Below are 14,932 nucleotides of genomic sequence, written 5' to 3'. Positions count from 1 at the left end.
TTCAGTCCTCCGCCGCGGCCTTGCCGAGCTCGGACTTCAGCGTGAAGGTGTTGGCCACCGCCACGGCCTCGCCGGGCTCCAGCCCCTCCGTCACCTCCACGGCGGCGTCGTCCGACCGCCCGAGCTTCACCGGCCGCGCCTCGAAGCCCGCGGCCACCCGCACGAAGACGTTCGGTCTGCCCTCCAAGGTCTGGATGGCCGAGCCCGGGATGAGCACCCGCACCGGCTTGTCGGAGATCACGATCTCGGCACCCACGAAAGACCCGGGCCGCCAAGTCTCGTCCGGGTTGGCCAGTTCCGCGACGACCCGCGCCGCGCGCGTGGCCTGGTCGAGGACGGGCACGATGATGACGATGCGACCGCGCGCGGCCTCGCCGGTCGCCTCGGCCCGCACGGCCACCGTCTGGCCCTCGCGGACCAGCGGCAGGTCGCCGGGGCTCACCGCGAGATCGACCCAGACCGTCGACAGGTCGACGACGCTGTAGAGCTCGGTCTCCAGGTTGTCCCGGCCGACGGCCGCCCCGAGGTCGACGCGCCGCTCCACGACCTTGCCACCGAGCGGCGAGCGGATCTCCTGGCGCTCGAACTGCGCCTCCGGCTGGTTCGGCAACGCCTGGATCTCGGCTTGGCTGAGGCCGAGGAAGGTCAGCTTGCGGCGGGCCGCGTCCTCCTTGACCTTCAGGTCCTGGTAGCTCGCCTGCGAGCGCAGGTACTGCTGCTCGGACGAGATGCGCCTGTCCCAGAGCTCCTTGTCGCGCTCGTAGAGCGTCTTCTGCAGGGCGGCCGACACGCGTGCCGCCAAGTATTCCCCCTTGGCGTCGGCGATCTCGCGGCTGTCGAGGAGCGCCACGACCTCGCCCTTGGCGACCTTGTCGCCGAGCCCCTTGCGCAGCTCCACCACCGTGCCGGTGGTCTTCACCGCGATGCGGGCGGTCAGGTTGGCGTTCGGGACGATTGTGCCCGGCACGTGCAGGTGGCGCGAGAGGTTCCCGCCACCGACCCAGTCCGTGCGGATGCCGGCCTTGCCGACTTGGTCGTCCGTCAGCTTGACGAGGCCGGATCTCTCCGGCTCCGGACCGGCCGCCGCGTGCGGTTCGGGCTTGGCGGGCGCGGCCCCCCTGGCGGCCGCCAGCATGGCGCGGACCGCATCGGGAGCGCCGGGCCACCAGGTCGCGATCAGGACGCCGCCGGCGAGGGCCAGCAGAACGGGAATGAGACGTCTGGACATGTCGGTGCCATGGACGGGCGGCCGCACGCGCACGGCGCCGTCGTTCGAGGATGGGAAGAGGCGGAAAGCCTCAGGCCCTCGGAGGCTCGAACGGTCCCTGCGCCCCGCCCCCGACTCGGAAGACGTCGTCAAGGCGGGCGAACGACCGCGCCGCCGACGTGGCCACGCTCGCGGGAGCCTTGGCGGCGACGGGCATCACGCCCTGCGCGTGCGATTGCGCGTGGTGGACCAGGTCATCGGCATCCTGGTGGGCCTTGGCGTCGTCCTGTCCCGCCACCGGCGGTATGGCGAGCGCGATGGAACCGGAGGCCGCGTGCCGGGCCTCGGCGAGCAATGGCATCACCGTCACGGCCGCCAGGAGCAACGCGACGGCCACCGTCATGAGACGCCGTCCGAATGACACCCGACACCCTCTTCCCGGCGAGCGCCGTCCATCCCGGCGCGTCGAACACCCTTCCCTTATCCCCTCCGGGGGGATAGCATGTCAACATGGATCACGTGCACGCCTCCCACCCGGAGATCATCAAGCGGCTGAAGCGCGCCCACGGCCATCTCGCCGGCGTCATCGCGATGATCGAGGAGGGCCGCCCCTGCGTGGACCTCGCTCAGCAGTTGCAGGCGGTCGAGAGCGCCATCGCCAACGCGAAGCGCACGCTGATCGAGGACCACATGGAGCACTGCATCGGCGACGGCGTCGCGGACGGCGGCAAGTCCGCCAAGGCGGCGCTGGCCGAGTTCAAGGCGCTGGCCAAGTACCTGTGAAGGCCCCGATGCTGAGCGTCCTCGCGAACCGCACCTACCGGCACCTGTTCGCCGCGCAGGTCATCGCCCTGATCGGCACCGGCCTGCTGACGGTGGCCCTCGGCCTGCTGGCCTACCGGTTGGCCGGGGCCGAGGCCGGGGCGGTGCTGGGCACGGCGCTCGCCATCAAGATGGTCGCCTACGTGCTGGTGGCGCCCATCGCGAACGCCTTCACCGGGCAGTTGCCCCGCCGCGCTTTCCTGGTTGCGACCGACCTCGTCCGGGCCGGCGTCGCCCTGATCCTGCCCTTCGTCGACCAGGTCTGGCAGGTCTACCTGCTGGTGTTCGTTCTGCAAGCCTGCTCGGCGGCCTTCACGCCGACCTTCCAGGCGACCATCCCGGACATCCTCCCGGACGAGCGTGACTACACCCGGGCGCTGTCGCTCTCGCGCCTCGCCTACGACCTGGAGAACCTGCTCAGTCCGACACTGGCCGCCTTGCTGCTGACGGTCATCGACTTCCACTGGCTGTTCGGCGGCACGGTCGTCGGATTCCTGTGTTCGGCCGCCCTGGTCGTCTCGGTGGCGCTCCCGTCCCCGACGCCGCCCGAGCGCCGGGCGGGGGTCTACGAGCGCACCACGCGCGGTCTGCGGATCTACCTCGCCACGCCGCGGCTGCGCGGGCTTCTCGCCCTGAACCTCGCGGTGGCGGCGGCCGGCTCCATGGTCATCGTCAACACGGTGGTGATCGTGCAGGCCCTCCTGCAACGGCCCCAGAACGACGTCGCGGTGGCGCTCGGTCTGTTCGGGGGCGGCTCGATGCTGGCGGCTCTGCTGCTGCCGCGGGTGCTCGACCGGCTGCCCGACCGAACGGTCATGCTCCCGGCGGCGGCGTTCCTCGGCGTCGTGCTGCTCGGCTTCGCCGCCACGACCTGGGGCGGCGTCATCGGCTGGCCCATGCTGCTGGCCGCCTGGCTGGCGCTCGGGATCGGCTACTCCGCCGCGCAGACCCCGACCGGACGGCTGCTCCGGCGCTCCGCGACGCCCGGCGACCGCCCGGCCGTGTTCGCCGCCCAGTTCGCGCTCTCGCACGTCGCCTGGCTCTTGACCTACCCGCTGGCCGGCTGGCTCGGCGCGAAGGCGGGCATGCCGGTCACGCTGGCGGTGCTGGGCGCACTGACCTTGGTCGCCATCGCCGCGGCGGCGGCGCTCTGGCCGGCCTCGGACCCGGACGTCGTCGAGCACGCGCACCCCGACCTCGAATCTGGCCATCCGCACCTGGAAGGCGTCGGGACGCGCCGGCATGCCCACGCCTTCGTCATCGACGACCTGCACCAACGCTGGCCCGCGGCCCGGCCGGGTTGAACCGAGCCGGATGTTCGTCGGGCGCTTCGGTCACGAGGCCGTGGACGCCACGCGCCGCGGCTTCGACCGAATGGCGAAGGTGCGGCGCGATGCGCCGCCGGAACCCCGCCATGCGGGTCTTCGCGGTGGCAGCCCGGTCAGTCCGTCGGCTTGACCCACGCGTACTGAGGCTCGACCGGCTCGCTCCGAGCGGGCAGCCGCGTCCATCTCGCCCACATCCGCCGATGCACCGGCGCCTCGACGGCTGTGGGCTTTCGCGGCGAGGACCGGCGGGGCGACCAAGCCCGCCGGGACCGCGCTTACGATGGGCTGACCGACGGGGCGATCCCGACCGCGTACGCCGCGGGGTCGGGATGGATGCCCTGCCAGCCAAGCCAGCCGGTGTAGAGGCCGACGAGCACGATCAGGGCTGCCGAGGCGTAGGGCGCCCGACGGGCGAAGGCACCGAACCCGGACCACCGCGACGCGACGTGCTTGACGCTGAGGGCGGCCAGCACCCCGGCCGAGACCATCGTGACCGCGAGGCCGATGCCGAAGCAGACGACCAGCGCGAAGCCGAGGCTGAACTGCTTGAGCTGGATGCACAGGAGCAGGACGGTGATGGCGGCCGGGCACGGGATCAGGCCGCCGGTCAGCCCGAACAGCACGATCTGTCCGGTCGTCGCCTGACGCCCGGCGAAGCGTCGCCGAATGTCCTCCGCATGCGCCCGGGCATGGGCGTCGTCCTCGTCGCCCAGGTTCATATGACCGTGGTCGTGATCGTGCTCCTCGAACGCGACCTCGTGGGTTTCCGCACCCGCGGACCCGTCAAGGTGCAGTCGCGCCGTGAAGGCGTGCGGCTCGGGGATCTCCTCCAGGCTCTCCAGGAAGTCGCCCCCATCGGCGAAGGCGAACGTCTGCCGCCCGCCGTCCGGACGGACCGTCTCGACGGTGACCGCACCCGGCGCGGGCAGCGGACCCGTCCCGGCCCGGAGGCGCCAGCGCGGCGGCACGTCGTCCTCGTACACCTCCAGCGTCAACCGGCCGTCGCCGGTCACGACGTGCCGGTGCTCGCCATGGTGATGATGGTGACCGTGGTGCTGCTCGCGCCAGGTCCGCCACGCCATCCAGAGCGCGATGCCGACGATGAGAACCGCCGACGCCAGCTGGAAATACGGCTCGGCCGTCTCGCCACCCCATTCCTGGCCGAGATACTGTCCGCCCAGCGCGATCACCCAGACGACCGCGGTGTGCGAGAGCGTCGCCGCCAGCCCGAGCAGGACCGCCTGCGTGACCGTGCCCCGGACCGCGATGATGAAGGCGGCCATCATCGTCTTCGAATGGCCGGGCTCCAGGCCGTGCAGGGCGCCGAGCAGGATGGCGCTCGGCACGAACAGCCAGGCATGCGCGGTCCCCTGCTGCAGCAGGTCGGCGAACGGTGTCATGGGGCGGCTCTCGTCATTTGAGGTAGGTCCGCACCACCTCGATCAGCTCGGCGGCGCCCCGGGCGCGCTCGGCGTCCGGCTCGGCGTCCGGGTTCACGACGTGGTGGCGGATGTGGTCTTCCATCAGCTCGGCGGTCAGCCCGTTGATGGCCCCGCGCATCGAGGCGACCAGCATCAGCACGTCGGCGCAGCCGTGCTCGGCCTCCAGGGCCCGTTCGACGGCTTCGGCCTGTCCCTTGATCCGGCGCACCCGCGCCAGCAGCTTGGTCCTGTCCTTGATCGTGTGAGCCATGAATGGCGTCCTCGTCCTCGCAATACATAGGGGGGTACCCTATTTATGTCCAGCGGCCGATGCGTCGCGTGGCGGGGAGGCCCTAACATGAGGAAGGACGACCCCTGCATAGGGGTTTGCCAGTGGGACGGGCGGACCGGCTGGTGTCTCGGTTGCGGCCGCACGGTCCCGGAAATACGCGCGTGGCGGAAGATGACGCCGTACAGGAAGGCCGCCCTCGCTCGCGAATTGCCGCGTCGGATAAGGCTGGTCGCCATGGCGCAGACCGAAGCCGAGCCTGGCAAGTCTTGAAGCCGCTTGTAGATCGCAGGGTCCGCACCGCGGAACGGGGCCACCGCAAGCCTATCGCGACGTGATTTCCGTCGAGCCGGCTTGGACGCCCCGTCAGGCCGCGCCGGGATAGGCAAGCCAGAGGAAATAGACGCCGTAACCCGTGACCATCACCGCTGCGATACCGTCCAGCACGTCAGGCGACCCGCGCCGGAAGTTGACCGCATTCCTCAGCAGCAAGCCCAGCGAAGCGGTGACAGCATGCCCCGCCCCAACTCCGGCGGTCGCGGTCGCCGACCCCTCGCGCGGCGACATGCCCATCCAGACCACGAGGATCTCCAGCCCCTCCGATGCCGATGCCCAAGCCGCGACCCCGCCCCGCAGGCATTGACCGGCAGGCGCCAGCCTGTACCGCGAGGCCGGACGTCGGAACCGTGTCGTTCTCGCAAGCCGGTGACGAACCCATAAGCGAGGCAGAGGCCGCCCCGACCAAGTGCAGGGCGGCGATCCAATCCAGTCAATGCAGGGCGATCCGATAGGCCGCCACCCGCAACAGCGTCACGTCATTCCTCCGTCGACGCCGCGCGCAGACCCTCATCACTCCGGGCATAGCCTGGCGCCGACGCCGCTTGTGCGGCACGGCGGTCTCGTATGTACTCCCAGGGCTGCGGCGCATGCGTCCTGGTGATGCGGCGCCGAAGGTCCATTGGGACATCCACTCGGCGCCATACCGTCGTAGTCTTTCGGCCCGTGATCGCGAAGGCCGGCTCGACCGCGGCCCGGTCCAGGGCCTCCCGCACCCACCGCGCGCCGGATGCCATCTCCCTGGCGAGCGCACCCGTGGTGACGTACTCGGCCTCGTAAGCCGCGAGCGCGTCGTCCCTGACGAGGATTTCCCCGCACGGCATCGCCGTCCCCGCCATGAGGCCTGCCCGGACGATCAGGCCGACGCTGTCCGTCGGGACCCTGAGCCGTCGGCCGACCTCTTCGAGAGTGAGGCCCCCGCCTTCGCGTGAACGCCGCGCGGCCCTGATGTCCTCCGGGTCGACGAGGAAGCCCGCGAGGCCTGGCACGTCCCGCAGCACCGCCCTGACCCGAACCTGACCGGCCAGGATCATGTCGCAGGTGCCGCGCACGCCGTCGACCTTGCCGTGCTGGCTGGCGCGCGCGAGCGGTAGGAGGCCTGCGGGGGTGGCCTCGACGGTCGGCGCCGAGCCGCGGATCCGGGATAGCACGGCGGCTACGGCATCCCGGTCGAAGACGTCGGCCTTGATGCCGGCGCGCGTGTGGATCTCGGCGGTCGGGACGATCCGCGCCGCCACCAGCATCCTCGTCTGGCGCTTCGCCAGCCCGAGCGCCGCAGGCAGATCCTCGGCGCGGACCGCGCGGTCGAGGATCGCCCGGATCTCGGCGGCGGTCCCGCGGGCGATGCCGATGGGCGTGCCCCTCTTGGTTCGTTCCGGCCAGGCCCCCAGGGCCTTGACGTAGCCGGCGATGAATTCCGGCCGGCGGCCGCATTGCACAGCGATGTCGGCGAGGCTGACCGAGGGGACGTCGGCATGCCGGATCACCACGGAGGTCTTGTGAACCGGACCCCGGCCGGCGTGATGCGCGTAAAGCGCCGCCCTGACCGCGTCGCCGCTCGCTCCTGCCGGCAATCGCTTCGCCCAGAGATACAGGTAGCCATAGACCTGTTCGGCGCCCCAGGCGCCGAGCCCGACATGGTCGGCTCGGGCCATCCCGTCGAGCAGAGCGTCGAAGGCGTGCGGCCAGTCCCGGGCGGTGGCGAGACCAGCCGAAAACACCTCCGGATGGCGCTCCGCCGGAAACTTCGAGAGGGCCCCGTCGGCGCCCCCGAGGAGGGCGACGCCCAGCCGCTCCATGGCATCGCAGGCCTCGGCGAGCGTCAGGCCGTCGAGGAGGGGCACGCTCGTCCGGGCCGTGCCGCCGAGGCGGCCGACCACGTAGGCATCCGCCAGCGTCGTCGCTGGTGGGACCGGGACGCCGTCGCAGGCGAGAAGGGAATGGCCGTTCTTGCAACGCGTCAGCGAGCCGGCTTCCCAGGTGACGCCCGTCCCGCAACTCAGGCACGAGGTCGCCAGACGGACATGATGAAGGGGGCAGGTGCCGACAGCGGCCACGTCCCACCAGAAGCGCCGGTGGATGTTCCAATGCGCGTGTCGTCCAGACGGCGCCCTGCGGAGATCGTCCTGCCAACAGCAGGGACACCACCGCCGCACGTTCGTCGTCCAGTCATCCCGGTGGATCACCTCGCCCGCGATCACGACTCTCCTCTTGGTGATCTCGGTGGGCGTCCAACTCCGGAAGGCGTCCTCGCCCCGACCGAGCCGGTCCGCGAGGGGGCCGGCGGCGCGGCCGTGCAGGATGTCGCTCATGGAGTGGCCCGCGGTCCTGAGGCGTTCGCGGCTCCACGGCTCCCCGTTGACGTCGAAGGCGCGCAGCAGGTGCGCCGCGGCGGATTCCCCGTCGATGACGGGCGGAATGATGGTCAGCCGCACCGTTGTCCTCCGAGTGGGCAAAGTCCGACGGCAGAACATGCCGTCTGAGCATTTCGAGCTTGGTTTCCCCTGCGCTCATCGGGGCAGCATAGCCGACCCGCTGCCAAAAATCCCGGCATCCCCCGCCCGCCGTCGAGGCGGGTACCGAGCGTCAGGTTCGAGCTACTGGGCGTCATCGTCTTGCGTCTCCGCCCCGGCTTCGGCGGTCCCCATCAAGCGCGTGAGCTTCTCGAACTCGATCTCCTTCATCTTCGGCAGGGTCGAGATGTCGGTGACCAAGAATGGGTTCCTGCGCGGGCCGAGCTCGAAGATCTCCTCGAAGACGAAGCCGAGATGCTCGACCTGCCCGATGCTCGGTGCGCCCGCCTGGATGGCGCGGAAGGCCGCCTTCTTGACGAAGTGCATCATGCGACCGGTGTAGCCGTTCGAAGCCTTGAGCATGCGCTGCACCATATCGTGCTCCGAGAGGCCGCACGGGGCCGGGAAGCCGAGCCTCGGCTCGACCAGCGCCAGGAATTTAGTGGCCTTCTTCACGCAGGCGTTCGAGTGACCCAGCGGCGTGATCGGCTTGAAGACGCAGCGCCGGAGAAGCTGGAAATCCTCCTTCAGCACCCTCTTGAGCCAGGGCATGCCCGAGAGCACGAGCGAGATCGGGCGCAACTCCGCGCCGGGCGGCCGAAGCGGATCGTTCGGATCCGGGATGACGAGGTTCTTGAGGGTCTCGACCAGGGTGCGCCGCTCGTCGCTGGTCCGTCCGCGGAAGGCATGGTGGAACTCGTCGATCATGATGATGGACACGAGCTGGGCGTGCATCTGGTGGCGCACCCTGGTCCAGATGTCGTGCTCCTTCAGGTTGGCGCTGAGCTCCTTCTCCGTCATGGCGAAGTACAGCGCGAGCCCCAGCGTCTTCAGCGTGCAGGGGCTCGGCGCCTTGATGTAGACCAGCGGGCGCACGGGGCCGAACTCGTCGCGGAACGGCACGAGCGCCGGGCGTAGCTGCAACCGGGCGAGCAGGTGCGACTTGCCGGCCCCGGAAGCGGCCGGGATGACGAGGCACTGACCCTCGACATCGTCGCCGAGGTCCTTGAGCATCTCGTCGAAGCGCGCGACGGTCTTGATCACGACGTCGGTGTTGACGTGGATCGTATCCACCCTCCGCTTCCAGGCCCGCCGTTCGAGGTCCAGCGGGCTCAGGCGGATCGCGAACCGCTCACGCCGGACCGGGACGGCCTGGGCGACCGGGAGGATGGTGACGTCGGGGCGGAAGATTTCCCCGTCCTGGCTTTGCGGCATGCAATGGCCCTCACTCGGCAGTCCAGTTGTCGGGATCGTCGGGGTCGAGCTCGGCGCCGCCGTCCGCCGTCACGCTCGGCGGATCGGCCTCGGCGGCGAGGGGCGTCGAACCGGCCGGGCGGGTCGCCGGCGCGGCGTCCTCCGCGGCGCGGACCGGGCGCGGGGCGGTCTTGCGGCCACCCTGCCCGACCCGGGGCGCGCGTGCCGGCTCGGCCTCGGCCGCAGCCGTTGGCGTGGCCCTCCGCGGGCGTCGGGTCCGCAGCCGCTCTTCCTCGTGGGCGCCCTCGTCTGCGACGTCCCAGGCCACCTCGAACATCGGGTCGTCGGCATGGTCGCGGAACCAGTCGACGTCGGCGCTGGCCAAGCGCTGTGGCTTGACGCCGGCCTTGCGGCATTCGGCGCGCAGCAGCTCCATCGCACGGACGAGTGTCGCGCGAGCGACGCGCTGGCCTTCCTGCGTCATCTGACGCGCCGTACGGACCACGTCGCGCCATTCCGCCAGGGACGTCCCGTCGGCCAACCCGTCTTCGCAGGGAACCTTGATCCAACCGGCCTGCTCGTCCACCAGGACGAGGAGGTGACCGAGGTCGGACGCGTCGGCCTTGACGAGGAATTCCTCGCCGAAGTGGAAGCCCTTCCTGCGACGGACGCCCTTCAGTTCGTCGGACTGGTAGGTGAGGCCGAGGAAGGTGATCCCGTTCCGCTGGATGGTCCGAGGGACCACCAGGGCGATGAGCGGGTCGAGGTCGTCGGCCGATGGCGGGAGGCGCGTGCCGTAGCCCGCGAGGTCAAGCCAGCGCAGCAGGGGCGTGCGCCCGAGCAGGCCGCCGTGCTTGCGGTTGTGGTAGATGTCGACCACCCAGATCGTGAAGAACTCGATGAGTTGGGCTAGGGTCAGGGCGGCCTGCGCGACGCTGTCGTAGTCGCCGCGTTCGCGCACGTCCCGGAAGGTCCGGCCGGGAAGGTAGGCGCAGAAATCGCGCGCGATCGTGCCGAGCGCGCGCTCGACCTTGCCCTTCAGGTGGGGCTTGCGCCGGGGCATGTAGCGGAGCTCGAACCGCAGCTGCCCGGCTGCCGCCTTCATCGACCGGGAGTGGAATTCCTTCCCGTTGTCGAGCTTGACCACCTCCGGCACGCCGAACACGGGCCAGGTCGTGTCGACACGGATGCCGGTCAGGTCCTTCGGCAGCACCGCCATGCGCAGGCAGTGCATGACCGATGTCCAGGACGGGCGCTCGTCGCTGAGGTGGAATCCCACGATCATGCGGGTCGCGGCGCAGATGGCGATTGTCAGCCAGACCCGCTTGGTGCGCTTGTCCTTGCGACGCCGGTCACGCGCCGGCGTGCCGTCGCCCTCCAGGACGAGCACGTCGAGCGGCGTGTGGTCGATCTCCACGATTTCGAGCGGCCGCGTCGCCTGGGGGGCCTTCTTGACGTGCCGGAAGGCCTGCTCCGCCGCCGCGGGGCCCTCACGGTGATAGATCACGTCGAACTGGCTGACGTTCGCCTTCACCCAGCGCCGGATGGTCATGCCGTCGGGCACGTCGAACGGCACGATGCGCGTCTTGTTCTCGCGCTCGATCCTGCCCTGGACGAAGAGGATGACGTGGCTCAGCGGCGGACCGTTCCGGGTGAGCCAGTCCTCGCGCACCCGCTCGGCGATGATCATCTCGACCTCGGGGTCGAGGCGGAAACCCGCCCGCCCCTTGAGGTCGTCGAGCGGGATCAGCGCCACGATGGACTTGCCGCCCTTGCGCCAGCGCCCGTACCAGCCCTTCAGCGTGGACCCGCTCACCCGTTCGAGCGGCACGTCGTCGGGATGGGAGCCCTCGTCCTCGATGGTCCGCTGCCGGCGCTCGGTCGCGACGAGCTTGGCGATGTCGGCGTAGCCCGTCGGGACCTTCCTATGGGTCCGCTCTGCGAAGCACCGGTCGCAGGCCTGCACGTAGTCGAGGCGCATCAGCGCCGCGTCCTGCTGGCGGACGTCGAAGGTGTCGATGCTGCGCAGGAGGTTGTCCACGACGCCTTGGGGCAGCCCGGCGGTGGTGTCCTCCACCAGTTGAAGGCGCCTGGGCTCGCCGAAGTAGAGGTCGGCCAGCTCGGCGTGGGTCTTCGTGACCGTGACCGGCCTCGCCCCGAGGGTGCGCAGGGTGACGCCGCTCTCGTCGCGCGAAAGCACCTTGTGGTAGACGCCCTCGACGATGACGAGCGCGCCCTCGTGGACGCGGATCTGGCACGCGCCCATGTTCAGCGCCGCCCCCCGCAGGCATCGGGTTCCGCCATGCGCATCCTCCCGCCACGGTGGAGGTCCAGCAGGACGGCGTCGCACAGGACGACGGTCTCGCAACCGCCCGCGAGCCGGCGCAGGGTAAGGCCCGCCCGTTCGCGGGTGACGAGCGCGTAGGGGACGCCGTCGATGACGACGACTGCGTCGGTCGGAAGGTGGAACTGCTGGGCGATCCTGTTCAAGGTGTCCTCCTGGGGTTCGCGGGACGGCGGATCACGGCGTGGTCGTCGAAGGGCCGGCCGGGGTCGGCCAGCTCGGCCTCGCCGCGGGCGACCAGGGCCACGACGGCCCGGAAGGCGCGGTCCTGGAGCCCCGACGCCGCTCGGAGTTCCCGGACGCGACCCTGGCCGCCGCAGCGGTCAAGGACGACGCGCATGGTGTGCTGCTCCGCCTCGTCGACCACGAAGGTGCGCTCGCTCGCGAGGAGCGCGGCGTTCGCGACGCGGAGCGCGTCGATCTCGGCCTCGGTCCAGAGCTCGAAGCCGTCGTAGCCGGCAGCCCTGGCGCCGGCCTCGATGCGGGGCCGGATCCCGTCCCAGCCCAGCCTGATGACCCGTTTCCGCGGCTTGACCTCGACGGAGATGCGCCGCCCGTCGTCGATCTCGACGGCGAAGTCGGGCGTGTAGCGGCGCCACCGGACGCCGTCGTGCCACCGGAAGGGAACGGGCTCCTCCTGGTAGCGCAGGACGGCATCGTCCTGCTCCAGGATCAGGATGAAGTCCCGCGCGAGCAGTCCCTCGTAGGCCACCATGCGGTAGCCCATCCCGACCTTGCCGGAGGGGACCTCGCCCGTGATGCAGTCCCGCCGGCCGGTGACGATCCGGCGCGACGGGGTCGGCTTGCCGACGTGGCGACTTCGAAGGGTCGGCGGCATCAGGGCCTCCGCCGAGCATCGCGGCCGCCAGGCCCCTCGGCGCCGTCGGCGCCACCCGATTCCTCGCCGGTCTGGATCGCGGGAGCGACCCCCGGCGACAGCCGAATGGGATAGCGCGCGACCCCCTCCTGCCAGCGGTCGAGCGGGGTCCGCCGGTCCGCTCCGGAGCGGCGGAAGTCCAGATCGGCGAGCCAGGCGTGCGCCCCCGCCATCAGGCCTCCTGCGTCCTCGACCGCCTCCCCCCGGGCCGTCAGCCAGCGCTGCAGGCCCGCTGCCCGGCAGGGAGCGCCCGGATGGTCGACCCCGGCGAAGTGCAGCCGGATGCCGAGCGCCGCCGCGGAATGCTGGAACGTGGCGCCGAGGAAGGCGGGATCATGGTCCAGCACGATCACCTCCGGCAGCCCCATGCACAGGCGGGCGGCGCCGAGCGGCTCCGCGGCAGCCGTCGCGGTCCGCGCCCCGAACAGGCCGAGCAGGTCCTCCCCGTCCGGCGGCGCAATGCCGAGCGCCGCCGCCACGATCACGCCGCTGTAGCTGTCGCGCGCGGTGACCAGGTGGACGCGGTCGGCGCCGAGTTCCGGGATGGCGAGCCGCAGGACTTCCCGGGCGACGACGACCGCGGCGAGAGGACGCCCGCACGAGAGCTGCCGGTACCGATACGCCTGCTGCAGGGAACGCAGACGGTCGCCGACCATCCGCACGAGGGTCCGGAAACCGGGAACGTGGGCGGCCGCGCCGCCCCGCGCAGGCGCCGCTTCCAGGCACCTCGCCTGTGCGAGGCGGGCCATGGCCGTCAGCGTGACGCCCAGGCGCGGGTCGGCCTCGGCCACGACCTGGTCGACAAGCTCGCCGATCCACGGGGCCCAGTGGGTCTGCTGCCGGGGCAACCGCGCCATCCGCCGGTCGGCGAGGCCGGCCGGGTTGCCGCCGGCCTCCCTAAGCCGCGCTTCCCATGTCCTGACCTGGCGCGGCGTGGGCGGATCGACGTCGCCGCTCAGCTCGCAGACGGCGCGGATCGCGGCCCGCAGGTGGCGGTCACCCCGCCGTCCCTGCGGGAGGTCCTGGACCGCCCGCACGTAGCGGTGGCGGCGCAGCGCGGCGGCGCGCTCGCGCTCGGTCATCTCGTCGAGGGCCTGGATCTCGGCCCGGAGCCGGTCAGCGTCGGCAGTCGTCGACGGAAAAAGTTCGAGCTGCTTCATGGTCGTATGGGTCCTTGAAAGGCGGACGGGGCCAGCCTTGTTGATGGGATGGGATGGGATGGGATGGGGCGGTGGCCCCGGCCCGGAGGCCGGGGCTTCGTCGGCGGCTCAGATCTCGGTGGGCTCGCTGGCCTCGGTCTCCGGCTCGAACGTCTCCCGCGGGACGCCGAGCAGCGCGGCGACGTCCCCGTCCCAGGCATCGAAGGCCCGGTCGATCAGGGGGGCGAGGGGCGGCTGGAAGTCGGCCGTGAGGGGCTCGACGCGGTACGGCTCGTTCATGATGCTCTCCTCGGATGGGGTCGCGCGGGGCCGGTCCGGATCCGTCGCGGGGACGGTCCGGGCGCGGCCGGCTTGGGCCGGCGGATCCCGAGGAGGCGGAGCGCAGCCTGCTTGCTTTCGCAGGCGAGAGCTGGCATACGTCGTCGGTCTCGAATGTCGGCCTTGATCCCGGTGGTTGGCCGGTCTGGTTTTCGGCAATCGTGATCACGAGGTCTGGCAATGACGCGGTTGAGAGGGCTCAAGCTCTCGGCCGACGGGCCAGTCCTAACCTGCTACGGCTTCGCAGCTCGGTTGCGGGCAAGCTCAAAGCGTGCGGTCCGGATCGGACCGTGCGCTTTTATTTTGCCGCTCCGATCACTTCCCGACCCGGTGGCTCGCGCGAGCGCGCGCGGAGGGCTGCGCGAGATATGTTGCGCATTGCCATTCTCCTCGATGATTGATGAGTTGTTGGATCTATACTGGTCTTATGACGCCGGGGCCTTCGTTGGATCTTTCAGATACCAATGTTGTGCCTTGCGATCATGGTAAACGAGGTTTTTATTCTTAAGGCGGGTTTTGTTTTTCTCCGAGGCATCGAGCGTGAAGCCGGCGTCCCGAACCGCGTCATTGACTTCACTTCCCGACAGTCCCTTGGCGCCCGCCCGCGCAAGTGCGTCGACGATCACCTGGGCGACCAGGCCCGAGACTTGCGGCACCGGCATCTGTTCGGCCCCGCCCGAGACCTGATCGTCGGCCGGCGCCAGCCGGACCGGCGCTTCCTTCTCGGCCGGGGCCGCCCCCTGGGTCGGTTCCGGCGCGTATGCAGCCCCTTGCTGCAGCGTCGCGATCACCTGGTCGAGGCGGGCCGCCTTGGCGGTCTCCGCCGCGATGGCGCCCACGTATTCCGACACGAGCTCCTGAAGCTGCCGCGTCTTGTCCGCGGCGGCTTGCCGTGCCCGGTCACGCTCCTCGCGCATCTGGGTGATCACATCCACTTGGCACCCCCGACCAGGTCCAGGTCCTCGCTCAGGTCCGGGAGAACCCCGCGGCCTGATGATCGGACCTTAGACCCGGTCCGCTCCATGCCGCAAGTTCTTTCGCCCAGGTCCACCGGACGTGGTAAACGGAAGCTGACCCGGTTGCCCCGGCCGATCGAGGCGCCTCGGCGGGCCAGGACCGGGTC

16 protein-coding genes are annotated in these 14,932 nt (G+C 70.7%); 3 read left to right on the top strand and 13 right to left on the bottom strand.

Features of this window, described 5'->3' with window-relative positions; translation table 11 throughout:
* Position 1: 1 nt before the first annotated feature.
* Together MFF22_RS07235 and MFF22_RS07230 are read right to left on the bottom strand one after the other, a co-directional pair.
* Positions 2–1,228 (bottom strand): efflux RND transporter periplasmic adaptor subunit, encoded by a 1,227-nt coding sequence (locus MFF22_RS07235; RefSeq protein WP_122162802.1) that lies wholly within the window; start codon positions 1,226–1,228, stop codon positions 2–4.
* Between the two features lie 70 nt (positions 1,229–1,298).
* Entirely contained in the window at positions 1,299–1,610 is a 312-nt protein-coding gene (locus tag MFF22_RS07230) for a hypothetical protein (protein WP_122160802.1), read from the bottom strand.
* Positions 1,611–1,717: 107 nt separating this feature from the next.
* Between MFF22_RS07230 and MFF22_RS07225 the strand changes: the two genes are divergently transcribed.
* The gene (locus MFF22_RS07225; protein ID WP_122160803.1) at positions 1,718–1,990 is read left to right on the top strand and encodes a metal-sensing transcriptional repressor; all 273 of its coding nucleotides are present in this window, start codon (positions 1,718–1,720) and stop codon (positions 1,988–1,990) included.
* Positions 1,991–1,998: 8 nt separating this feature from the next.
* Complete coding sequence (locus MFF22_RS07220) at positions 1,999–3,333, top strand: MFS transporter (RefSeq protein ID WP_122160804.1); 1,335 nt, start codon at positions 1,999–2,001, stop codon at positions 3,331–3,333.
* 299 nt (positions 3,334–3,632) lie between these two features.
* On the opposite strand, the gene MFF22_RS07215 is transcribed toward MFF22_RS07220, so the two are convergent.
* Positions 3,633–4,757, bottom strand: coding sequence for a nickel/cobalt efflux transporter (locus MFF22_RS07215; RefSeq protein WP_122160805.1), 1,125 nt, complete (start codon positions 4,755–4,757; stop codon positions 3,633–3,635).
* Between the two features lie 13 nt (positions 4,758–4,770).
* A complete protein-coding gene (locus MFF22_RS07210) occupies positions 4,771–5,049 on the bottom strand; it encodes a metal/formaldehyde-sensitive transcriptional repressor (protein ID WP_050735140.1) in 279 nt (92 codons plus the stop codon).
* Positions 5,050–5,094: 45 nt separating this feature from the next.
* Between MFF22_RS07210 and MFF22_RS07205 the strand changes: the two genes are divergently transcribed.
* Positions 5,095–5,340, top strand: coding sequence for a DUF1289 domain-containing protein (locus MFF22_RS07205; RefSeq protein WP_306424667.1), 246 nt, complete (start codon positions 5,095–5,097; stop codon positions 5,338–5,340).
* 93 nt (positions 5,341–5,433) lie between these two features.
* Here the strand turns inward: MFF22_RS07205 and MFF22_RS07200 are convergent, their stop codons facing one another.
* The 9 genes from MFF22_RS07200 to MFF22_RS07160 form a co-directional block, all read right to left on the bottom strand.
* The gene (locus MFF22_RS07200) at positions 5,434–5,649 is read right to left on the bottom strand and encodes a hypothetical protein (protein WP_122160807.1); all 216 of its coding nucleotides are present in this window, start codon (positions 5,647–5,649) and stop codon (positions 5,434–5,436) included.
* A 233-nt stretch (positions 5,650–5,882) separates the two neighbouring features.
* A complete protein-coding gene (locus MFF22_RS07195) occupies positions 5,883–7,838 on the bottom strand; it encodes a TniQ family protein (RefSeq protein WP_238248297.1) in 1,956 nt (651 codons plus the stop codon).
* 162 nt (positions 7,839–8,000) lie between these two features.
* Positions 8,001–9,131 carry an ATP-binding protein gene (locus MFF22_RS07190; protein WP_122160808.1) on the bottom strand — a complete coding sequence of 377 codons (1,131 nt, stop codon included), beginning with the start codon at positions 9,129–9,131 and terminating at the stop codon, positions 8,001–8,003.
* Positions 9,132–9,141: 10 nt separating this feature from the next.
* The gene (locus tag MFF22_RS07185) at positions 9,142–11,376 is read right to left on the bottom strand and encodes a TnsB C-terminal domain-containing protein (protein ID WP_238248296.1); all 2,235 of its coding nucleotides are present in this window, start codon (positions 11,374–11,376) and stop codon (positions 9,142–9,144) included.
* Positions 11,377–11,378: 2 nt separating this feature from the next.
* Entirely contained in the window at positions 11,379–11,600 is a 222-nt protein-coding gene (locus MFF22_RS07180; protein WP_122160809.1) for a hypothetical protein, read from the bottom strand.
* Positions 11,597–12,292 carry a TnsA endonuclease N-terminal domain-containing protein gene (locus tag MFF22_RS07175; protein ID WP_122160810.1) on the bottom strand — a complete coding sequence of 232 codons (696 nt, stop codon included), beginning with the start codon at positions 12,290–12,292 and terminating at the stop codon, positions 11,597–11,599. The genes MFF22_RS07180 and MFF22_RS07175 overlap by 4 nt, the downstream gene beginning before the upstream one ends.
* The gene (locus MFF22_RS07170; protein ID WP_122160811.1) at positions 12,292–13,491 is read right to left on the bottom strand and encodes a hypothetical protein; all 1,200 of its coding nucleotides are present in this window, start codon (positions 13,489–13,491) and stop codon (positions 12,292–12,294) included. The genes MFF22_RS07175 and MFF22_RS07170 overlap by 1 nt, the downstream gene beginning before the upstream one ends.
* Before the next feature lie 108 nt (positions 13,492–13,599).
* Positions 13,600–13,770 (bottom strand): hypothetical protein, encoded by a 171-nt coding sequence (locus MFF22_RS07165; RefSeq protein ID WP_163006047.1) that lies wholly within the window; start codon positions 13,768–13,770, stop codon positions 13,600–13,602.
* Positions 13,771–14,234: 464 nt separating this feature from the next.
* The gene (locus MFF22_RS07160) at positions 14,235–14,744 is read right to left on the bottom strand and encodes a hypothetical protein (protein WP_122160812.1); all 510 of its coding nucleotides are present in this window, start codon (positions 14,742–14,744) and stop codon (positions 14,235–14,237) included.
* Positions 14,745–14,932: the final 188 nt, after the last annotated feature.

Origin of the sequence: Methylobacterium persicinum, assembly GCF_022179525.1 — a bacterium.
Taxonomy (GTDB): Bacteria; Pseudomonadota; Alphaproteobacteria; order Rhizobiales; family Beijerinckiaceae; genus Methylobacterium; species Methylobacterium persicinum.
This window is presented reverse-complemented; position numbering and strand designations above follow the sequence as displayed.